This window comes from Gilliamella sp. Lep-s35 (assembly GCF_009795845.1).
Lineage (GTDB): Bacteria > Pseudomonadota > Gammaproteobacteria > Enterobacterales > Orbaceae > Gilliamella.
Window position 1 is genome coordinate 1 of record NZ_WTEX01000037.1, and the last position, 9982, is coordinate 9982.

The 9982-nt window shown below is 35.3% G+C and carries 7 protein-coding genes; 1 reads left to right on the plus strand and 6 read right to left on the minus strand.

The genetic code is table 11. The features are described from left to right. Window positions 1-57: 57 nt before the first annotated feature. From GQ590_RS11230 to matP, 4 genes are all read right to left on the minus strand, one after another. The gene (locus GQ590_RS11230) at window positions 58-975 is read right to left on the minus strand and encodes a PoNe immunity protein domain-containing protein (protein WP_160409077.1); all 918 of its coding nucleotides are present in this window, start codon (window positions 973-975) and stop codon (window positions 58-60) included. 232 nt (window positions 976-1207) lie between these two features. After that, on the minus strand, window positions 1208-2179 hold the full coding sequence (gene cysB / locus GQ590_RS11235; protein ID WP_160409086.1) for an HTH-type transcriptional regulator CysB: 972 nt from the start codon (window positions 2177-2179) through the stop codon (window positions 1208-1210). A 163-nt stretch (window positions 2180-2342) separates the two neighbouring features. Further along, window positions 2343-4952 carry a type I DNA topoisomerase gene (topA, locus tag GQ590_RS11240; protein ID WP_160409088.1) on the minus strand — a complete coding sequence of 870 codons (2610 nt, stop codon included), beginning with the start codon at window positions 4950-4952 and terminating at the stop codon, window positions 2343-2345. A gap of 29 nt (window positions 4953-4981) precedes the next feature. Continuing rightward, entirely contained in the window at window positions 4982-5446 is a 465-nt protein-coding gene (gene matP / locus GQ590_RS11245) for a macrodomain Ter protein MatP (protein WP_160409090.1), read from the minus strand. A gap of 148 nt (window positions 5447-5594) precedes the next feature. Here matP and GQ590_RS11250 point away from each other — a divergent pair, with 148 nt between their 5' ends. Then, window positions 5595-7274: an amidohydrolase gene (locus tag GQ590_RS11250; RefSeq protein WP_202112989.1), complete on the plus strand. Its 1680-nt coding sequence runs from the start codon at window positions 5595-5597 to the stop codon at window positions 7272-7274. A gap of 82 nt (window positions 7275-7356) precedes the next feature. Here GQ590_RS11250 and GQ590_RS11255 read toward each other — a convergent pair whose 3' ends face one another. Beyond that, the gene (locus GQ590_RS11255) at window positions 7357-8745 is read right to left on the minus strand and encodes a PTS fructose transporter subunit IIC (protein WP_160409092.1); all 1389 of its coding nucleotides are present in this window, start codon (window positions 8743-8745) and stop codon (window positions 7357-7359) included. After that, window positions 8738-9172 (minus strand): PTS sugar transporter subunit IIA, encoded by a 435-nt coding sequence (locus GQ590_RS11260; protein WP_160409094.1) that lies wholly within the window; start codon window positions 9170-9172, stop codon window positions 8738-8740. Before GQ590_RS11260 ends, GQ590_RS11255 begins: the two co-directional genes overlap by 8 nt. Between the last annotated feature and the right edge of the window lie 810 nt (window positions 9173-9982).

Consider the following 9982-nt stretch of genomic DNA (forward strand, 5'->3'; position numbering starts at 1 on the left):
CACTAAATAATATGACGCCGATTGAATTTAAAACACAAAAACAGGCAGCGTAATTTTCTATGTGGGTTTTGTGCTAAAAATGGGGGTATTTACAGATTGTTTCACAGAAGTATCTTGATCTTTCCAATGAACAAAATCATAAGGATAAAATTGATTATTTCTTAAAATACTATCATCTAAGCCTTTTATTTTTACTAAAGCTCCTGCTTCCCAACACCAGTATCCGTAGAAGTTTCTACCGTTTTCAAATTTATGCGTATTGTATTCATAGTCTAAACTTTCAAGAGTATAATAATATTTATCTAAGTAAAGTTTGAGTTTTTTTACTGCCTCACTTTTGTTTTTCTCTTTTATGATTTCAGAAAGTAATTGCAAAGATTTACTATCAGGCACTTGCAATTCTTCTCCTATAGGATAATCAGGAAATCGAGAGTTAATAAGATAATCAATTATGAAGTCTTTATATTCTTTTTCCTGCATAACTTTACCTAGTTCTTTAAAAGCATCATTATCAATATTAGCTAATATACCCAAAGAAATAGCATCCATTAAAGCCATTAAATTCATATCACCTCCGTCTGAATAATCCATATCAGGCGTCCAAAAATTGGTTACAGTTTCCATAAGTACAGCACAATCCGTAAATATGGTTTTTACCCCATCTCCCCTGCTATATTTAGCTCGGATAAGTTGAGAATATTTTATATTGAAACTGGTAAAATAAACAGAAAAGTCAAAATCAGGGTTATTAAGCGCTTTATCTTCGTCATATTCCTGTTTCATTTGGATAATCCGTTTTTGCACTTGATCAATCTGTTTAGTAAAAAAATCTTTACTTCCTATAATTTTATCCCGAACTCCTTCTTTATCTTTACTATCTAGTACCTGTTGTTGTTCCTGCTGCATTCTTTCTTTAAATGCTTGGTTAGGGTCTTTTCCGCTAAAAGCATTTTTCAAATCTTTCCAAATATTCATTGAATTTAACCTAGTTATATGAAATGTAAAAAATACAAAAACTGAAAGGGAATAATATAAAAGTTTTTACTTCATAAATTTTCTCTTTACCAACTAGGATAAAAAAGAAAGCTAATGAAGTACCAACTAATATAGTTGTTATTAAAGGTAATTGTTTTTGAATGAAATTCAATGCGTTATCTCCATCCTAAATTTTGTGTATTTCCTCTGTTAAAAGTGACGGTTGGTTGATTTAGCAAACGGGTAATTTTACCCCATTAAACATTGCTAATACTTCGGTATTGTTTTCACATAACATAAGTTTATCAACTGTTTGTCGATTCAAATGAGGGGCAAAAAGGTGGATAAAATCGTACATATAACTACGCAAAAATAACGATCGCGAAAAAACGATATAGGTCGTACTGTAAGGAAAGATATGCCCTGCGTTAAGAACAACAAAATTATTATCTGAATTATTACTTACCGCCATTTTTGCAACAATCCCCACCCCTACGCCTAGTTTTACATAGGTTTTAATTAAATCTGCATCGGTTGTGCTAAAAACAATATTTGGTGATTGGTTAGCACGCAAGAAAGCTTGATTTAAATCTGAACCATCATTAGAAAAATCATAACTAACTAACGGATATTTTGAAAGCTCTTCAATCGAAATTAATTTACTTTTGGCAAGCGGATGATCTTTCATCACAATCACAGCTTGGTTCCAGTGATAACAAGGTAAGGCAATCATATCATCGCTAAGCTGTGAGATATTGGTCACAATAGCAAATTCAGCCAGACCTGATTGAGTTTGTAAAATACATTGAGGGGATGATCCTTGCTCCATATGCAATGTAATACTTGAATATTGTTGCATAAACTGTTGAATCACAACTGGCAAGGTATAACGTGCTTGAGTATAGGTAGTGGTAATTGTTAATGAACCTTGATTTGGTTGACTAAACTCTTTGGCGATAATCTTAATATCATTGGACTTATTGAGGATCTCTCGGGCAAAAGCAATGATTTTTTCACCAACCGGTGTGATTTGAGAAAGGTGTTTACCCACTCGAGTAAATATCTGAACGCCGAGCTCGTCTTCTAATAGCTTTATTTGTTTGCTAATACCGGGTTGAGAGGTATACAGTTTTTCAGATGTTAACGATACATTAAGATCGTTATTTGCGACTTCGACAATATAACGTAATTGCTGCAATTTCATGACAAATAAAAGCTCCTTTAACTGTATGCTTTTCTCCCTTTTAATAATATCTTAAAAGGGAGAAGTTACAAGGTTCTTTTACAGCCTAGCGCAAACAAAAAATAACTTTTTGAACTAAACAGTATAAACTCCTGAAAATTTTAAATAAAATTCATGGTATTACCTATTTTTTCTTATTAATCCATTTACCATCTACATATTGCATTACCCAACCTGTCGATTTTCCATTAACTTCTGAAGTAACATATTGTTGTTTATTTTTACGACTAAAACGAACAATAGAAGGATTGCCGTCAGGATCTTTATTTGGCGCTTCGGTTAAGTAAATAAATTTTTCTGGTAAGCGATCTTTAAAGCGTTGTAACTCTTCAATTAAAGGGGCTCGTGTTTCCCTTGATTTTGGAAAGTTATGCGCAGCTAAAAAGATTCCTGAAGCACCATCACGTAATACAAAGTGTGCATCTGATTTACTGCATTGAAGTTCAGGTAGATCAACAGGATCTTCTTTCGGTGGTGCAACTTCACCATTTTTTAAGATCTTACGTGTATTTTTACAATCAGGGTTAGTACAGCCCATATAAAGACCAAAACGACCTGATTTTAAATGCATTTCTGAACCACATTTTTCACACTCAATGATGGGGCCTTCATAGCTTTTTATTTTGAAGTTACCTTTTTCGACAATAAAGCCATCACAAATTGGGTTATTACCACAAATATGTAATTTACGTTCGTTATCAAGTAAATAACTATCCATTGCTGTGTGGCATTTTGGACAACGTTTACGTGCTCTTAATGCATCAGTTTCGGCTGTCTCAGACTCTTCTAAAAGATTGAGTGTTTCATGCTCAGGGATTAAGTTAATCGTTTGTTTACAACGCTCTTTAGGCGGTAAAGCATAGCCAGAACATGCTAAAAATACGCCAGTACCCGCGGTTTTAATTCCCATTTCACGGCTACAATTTGGACATTTGATTTCAGGCGTTAATACCAATGGATTAAGTTGCATACCACCTTTATCAGGCGTTTGTTCAGCCACTTCAAGATGTTGACTAAAATCACTAAAAAATTGGTCAAGTACTTCACGCCATTCTTGTTTTTTATGCGCAATTTCATCAAGTGCATGCTCCATACGAGCAGTAAAATCATAGCTCATCAAATCATTGAAATTCTCGCTAAGTCTGTCGGTAACAATTTCACCAATTTTTTCAGCATAAAAACGACGGTTATCTAAACGTACATAGCCTCGATCTTGAATAGTTGAAATAATAGTTGCATAAGTCGATGGGCGCCCAATTTCACGTTTTTCAAGCTCTTTAACTAATGAAGCTTCGTTATAACGTGCTGGTGGCTTAGTAAAGTGCTGACTTGGGTTTAAACTAATTAAATCAAGCTTATCGTTTAACGATACCTGCGGTAATATCTTATCTTCACTATTTTTAGCTAGTTGTGGTTGCACTTTAGTCCAACCATCAAAACGCAATGTACGACCTTTAGCTTTTAAAATGAAATCGCCCGATTTAACAGTCAATGTTGTTGAGTTGTATTCAGCCGATGTCATTTGACACGCTACAAATTGACGCCAAATTAGTTGATATAATTTGCAGGCATCAACTTCAACATCACTAAGCTTATCAGCTAAGATAGTAACATCTGATGGACGAATCGCTTCATGCGCTTCTTGCGAGTTCTTTTTACTACTGTATACATTGGCTGATTTAGGTAGATATTTATCACCAAAATTTTTACCAATATAATCGCGTACCATGGTTAAGGCATCTTGACTTAAATTGGTCGAGTCAGTACGCATATAGGTGATATAACCTGCTTCGTATAACCGCTGTGCCAACATCATGGTTTTTTTAACACCAAAACCTAAACGTGTGCTAGCCGCTTGTTGCAAGGTCGAGGTAATAAACGGCGCTGCTGGATTGCTTTTAGTTGGCTTTTCTTCAATATTTGTGACTTGATATTGATTTTTGTTTAGCTCGGCTAAAGCAATATCAATCGCGGTTTTATCTTTAGGTTCAAAAGCTTTATCTTTGTAATGTGTAACTTGTAAAGTGAGCTGTTCTTTTTTCGCTGTATTTAAATCCGCATAAAGATCCCAATATTCTTCGGGAATAAAGGCGTGAATTTCACGCTCACGCTCAACAACAAGCCTTACCGCAACCGATTGCACACGACCGGCGGATAATCCTCGGGCAACTTTCTTCCAAAGTAATGGCGATAGCATAAAGCCAACTACGCGATCCATAAATCGACGTGCTTGCTGTGCGTTTACGCGATCCATATCAAGCATTGATGGTTCATTAAACGCATTTTTGATTGCCGTTTTGGTAATTTCGTTAAATACCACACGACGGTATTTACTATCATCCCCCCCAATAACATCTTTAAGGTGCCATGCAATCGCTTCCCCTTCTCTATCCAAGTCGGTTGCGAGATAGATCATATCGGCGTCTTTTGCGAGTTTTTTAAGTTCAGATACAACTCGCTCTTTACCCGGTAAAATTTCGTAATGTGCTTTCCAACCGTTATAAGGATCAACGCTCATACGATCAACTAAGATCTGCTTTTCTGAACGTTTAACCTTTTTCTCGGTTTTATTTTTTGTATCTTTTGCTGTTTTTTCAGCGCGTTGGCTGCTTCCACTAACTGGCAGATCACGGATGTGACCTACACTTGATTTAACCACGAAATCTTTACCAAGATATTTATTAATCGTTTTAGCTTTGGCTGGTGATTCCACAATAACAAGGGACTTTCCCATAATTAAACCTATTTATCCTGTAATTTACGTTATTTACTGTTTTGCTCTACATCAAGCATTGACAGCAAATCATCTTTAATTGTTGATACTTTTGTTGCATACTGCTCTTTCTGCTCAGCATCTTCAATTAGTTGTGTAATTGTTTGCGACAACGTGCATCCTCGGCGTTTAGCCAAATTAGCAAGTCGTTGCCAAACTAAAAATTCCAAATCGATAGACTTTTTCCGTGTATTTTGTTGCTCTGCATTAAAATGCCGTTTTCGCCTTGCCCGAATAGTTTGCTTCATACGGTTATCTAAGTCGGGATTTAAATGTGCTTTTATCCAATCGATAACTTTTGTTGGATTATGTTCTAACAACAATAATTCATTAACGGCATGCTCAGCTGCGCTTTTTTCAATATGCCGTGTAATACGTTCACCGTCTTGATGTCTTTTTACTAAATAGTGCCACTTCCAACCACATTCAAGGTTTTCTAATTGCTGATATTTCACTTACCCACCTTGTGACGCTGTAACTAACTAAGCTAGTTTTAGCATAATCTTGGCACACAATAAAGAAAATTATTGCATTTGACAAATTTTTTATAAATCTGCTATCGTTCACCTTTCATTTTGATCTTTGTTTAAGGAATCACACATAATGGCAAAAGCTGATGTTATTTATATTAACGGCTACATTTACACTGCCGACAAGCATGACAACGTTTGTGAAGCTGTAGCAATTAAAAATGGCTATATTATTGCAACAGGCACCACACAAGAAATAAATAACAGTCAATATGTCGATAACCATACGACCATCTATGACTTACAAGGCAAAACTATGATGCCGGGCATTATTGATTCGCATTTGCATACTTTTTGGGGAGGAATGCAATTATCATCATGTAATTTGAATTATCAAAGCTTAACAATTGATGATACTTTAGCCATTATACAACAATATTTAGATAAGGATTCTATAAGCGATAATAATCACTGGCTACAAGTTCGTGGTTGGTTACGACAAGAAGTGTTGCCAATTGGCACCGATATTACACGTTTTGACCTTGACAGGCTCAATACAAAACGCCCTGTTATTTTATTTTCAAACGATTGCCATACGTTAGTTGCTAATAGCATTGCTTTAGAAAAATTTGGATTAGATAGAAACACACCTGAGCCAACCGATGGTAAAATTGGTCGCACTGAAGATGGCGAACTCAACGGCATTTTAGAAGATGCTCCTGCCATGCGAGCATTTGATAGCATTTCTAAATTAACCGATGAGCAAGCAGTAAATATTGCTAAACTATCGCAAGCAGAACTTAATAAACAAGGTGTTACTGCAGTTATGGATGCCCGAATTACAAAAATCCAAGCCGATGCTTTTTTAAAGCTACAGCAACAAGACCTGCTATCTGTCCGCTTATTTGGTGCTCATGAACTGCCTCCAGATGATGTATCATCAATTGAAGATATCCCAAATGTCATCAATAAAGTAAAGCAGTTTGCGGCACGTTATGACGATAAAAACTGGCAACCAAAACCGGGAATCAAAATTTCACATACTAAGTTATTTGTAGACGGTGTAATGCAAGCTCCATTAATGACTGCTAGGCTATTAAAACCTTATTTGCTAGAAAATGAAAAAGATCGTTATGGTGATCTTTATTATTCCACCGAAATGCTAGATGCTTTAATTCTTGAGTCATCTCGAGCTGGATTCCACCCACATATGCATACAGTAGGCGAAGGTGCGATTGAAGTTGTTTTAAATGCCATTGAAAAAATGCGAAAAGTATTGCCTGATGCAGATATACGTCCAAGCACTGCTCATAATGAGCTTAGTGCATCACATCAATTTGCTAGATATCAGCAATTGAACGCTTGTGTAGTCTTTTCGTTCCAATGGGCTGGCTGTAGTTCGGCAATGATTGAACAATATAAGACGTTATTTGGTCCTGAGCGTTATAACGGTTTAGAAGCTCACGGACAATATATAAATGCAGGTGTAACTTGCGCATTTGGGAGTGATTGGCCTATTGATCCATTAAATGAGTGGTATGATTTTCAAATTGCTATGACTAGACAAATCGATGCCGAACATCCTCGATTAGACAGTGATCGCAATTTAACCATTACCGAAGTGTTACGCAGTGCAACAATCAATGCAGCTTATGTTTTAAAACAAGAAGCGTATATTGGTTCAATCGAAAAAGGAAAATTTGCAGATTTAATTATTTTAGATCGTAATCCATTTACTATTCCAACAACCGATATTCAAAATGTGAAAGTACTAACCACTATCGTTGGCGGAAAAACAGTTTATCAACAATAGTGCAAAATGCATCGTTAACTTTTATGTTTTTAACGCCGTAAATCACTACACTGGCAGCTATCGCCAGTGTAGTTACCTGTTATCATTCAACTTCCGTATTTACTTCGCTTTCAACAGCGACTTTTTTAGTAACATGTAAAATAGCTGCGATAATAAATGCACCTATAAACATATCAATGACATACCACACAGCCCCCTTAGTAACGCCACCTAATGCCACTAAACCACCAAAGGCGACAAGCGAATCTATACCATTTATCATGCCTAACATACCTGCTATCGCCGTGCCAACCACAATTGCAATTATAACGCGTTTAGGATCTTTGGCAGCAAAAGGAATGGCACCTTCTGTTATTCCTGCTAGTGATAAAAAGAATGCTGTAATACCAAACTCTTTTTCTTCTTTGGTATATTTAGAGCGTGACACTATCAATGATGACACCGCTAATCCTAATGGTGGAATAGCACAGCACATACGAAACACACCATTTGGGCCATAAACGCCTTCCGCCATTGCCGCTAAGGTAAATGCTGTAGCAGCCTTACTGCATGGTCCTCCCATATCTAACGCAGCTAATATACCAATGCCAATACCTAAAAATGCTGCATTTACCTCAGACATACCTTTTAAAGTAGCCACCATAGCTTTAACAAACCAAGCAAGGGGATAAGATAAGCCATAAATATAAATGGGAGCCATAACTAATAAAGTCACTGTCGGAATAATCATCACCGGCATAACCGACTCTATCACAGGATGAACTTTAACCGTTTTAAACCATTTAACAAAATAACCAATTAAAATTCCAAAAATCATCGCACCAATAAAACCTGTGCTAACTTGGTTAACACCAATTGGATTATTCACCACATATCCCATAATAAACGCTGGCGCTAAAGCTGCATTTCCTCCAATGGAATAAGCCATGTAGGCCGCTAGTACGGGTACCATCATGGCAAAACCATATAGTGCAACCTGTTTTAAATCGACAAAAAATTGATTGCTTGGTAAGATATCGTTATTAGTAACATCACCTGTCATTAACACAATTGAAAAAAGTATTCCCGATGCGATGATAACTGGTAAAAACTTACTAATACCAGTATTTAACGCTCTAAATATTTCTTTGCCTATACTATCTTTAACTTCTTTGGTTGATATTTGATCCGCATTATTAAAAATTGTAACGGTATTTTTTACAGCTTCACCCGTATTAACTTTAATGATATTTTTATAAGGTTCCAGTCTATCAGCATTTTCGATTGAAATATCGGTAGCTAATACAATAACATCCGCAGTTTTAAGATCTTGCTCGGTTAATGGATTATCAATTCCTGCAGCGCCTTGCGTTTCAACCTTATAATCCCAACCACGTTTTTTGGCTTCATTTTCAATTTTTTGCTTGGCAATATAAGTATGCGCCATGCCAGCTGTACATGCACAAATCGCAACAATCTTTTTTTTACTCATATAATCCTCTGATTTTATTAGCTACAAATTGAATATCGCTGTTAAGTAAATCCTGAATAAAATCATCATCAGCTAAATTTGATGCTAATTTAGCAATAATAGATAAATGCTCTTTATTAGCATGGTCTGGCGCACCAATTAAAATCACTAACTTGATTTTATTACCATTATTCCAAACTATGCCATCAATATATTTACCAACAACAATAAATGGAGTATTAACCGCTGTACTTCTAGCATGAGGCAAAGCAATATCTGGCAACATATCTGTTTCCATTTCTTGCTCATGAGTCATCACATCGTCAAAAAAACTTTTAACATTTGTTAAATAGGCTTGGCTAGCTTTAGCCATTAAATTGATAACGGAAGATTTTTGGTTAGTTACGTTACTAGTCAAATCAACCGATAAAACAGGAATTGACTGCATAAATAAACTCTCTTTAATTAATGATAACTATACAAAATAAACTAATTTTTATTTCGCTTTGTTCATTCAATATACAATAATTTATTTATGCTGACATTTTTTTTGTATAGAAAATAATAGATTTGGATCACAAATATGAAAATTAAAACGCATAATATTTTTTCCAAAATCGTTTTATGCTGTTTAACTGTAATAAAATTTAAAAAATCACTTAACCTTTTATTTTATATCCTTTAAATTGCTAAATATTTGTTGGCTATATCATATCTCAATTCAAAGTTCGTATCACTCTTTTCATTTTTTTAATCTTTAGACGGTATAGACTCCTGAATATTTTTTACAAAAATATAACCTAAAAAGCGAGCATTGTGATCCTCACCAATATATTAGACAAGCCCACCTTTATCATTTTTGTTTGAAAATGTGGCTATTCCATAGCCGGCATCCCTTGCATCATGAAACAGACTCGGTGCTCCCAAACGTGCCTTATGGTGCCAATATTGCTTTTTGATATACTCGCTGAGTTTGGCGGATTTTTTGGGGCTAGTTACCTAATCCACTGATTGCTGTTTGAATTCGATACTAAATTTTTTGACCATGATATTTGTCTCCTATCATTTTTATTTATATCATAGCGGCGAATTGTATCCACTTTTTTGGCGAGGATCAGGCTTTCGTTTTCCTTTATAAGATGTTTAAGTTGTTAGGTTTATTTTTTTATTTATTGTTTACTTACCACCATTCATATTTATGAGGGTGATAAGCATAATAATCGTTTGTTTACTACACAATCTTTAATTCAATTCATCA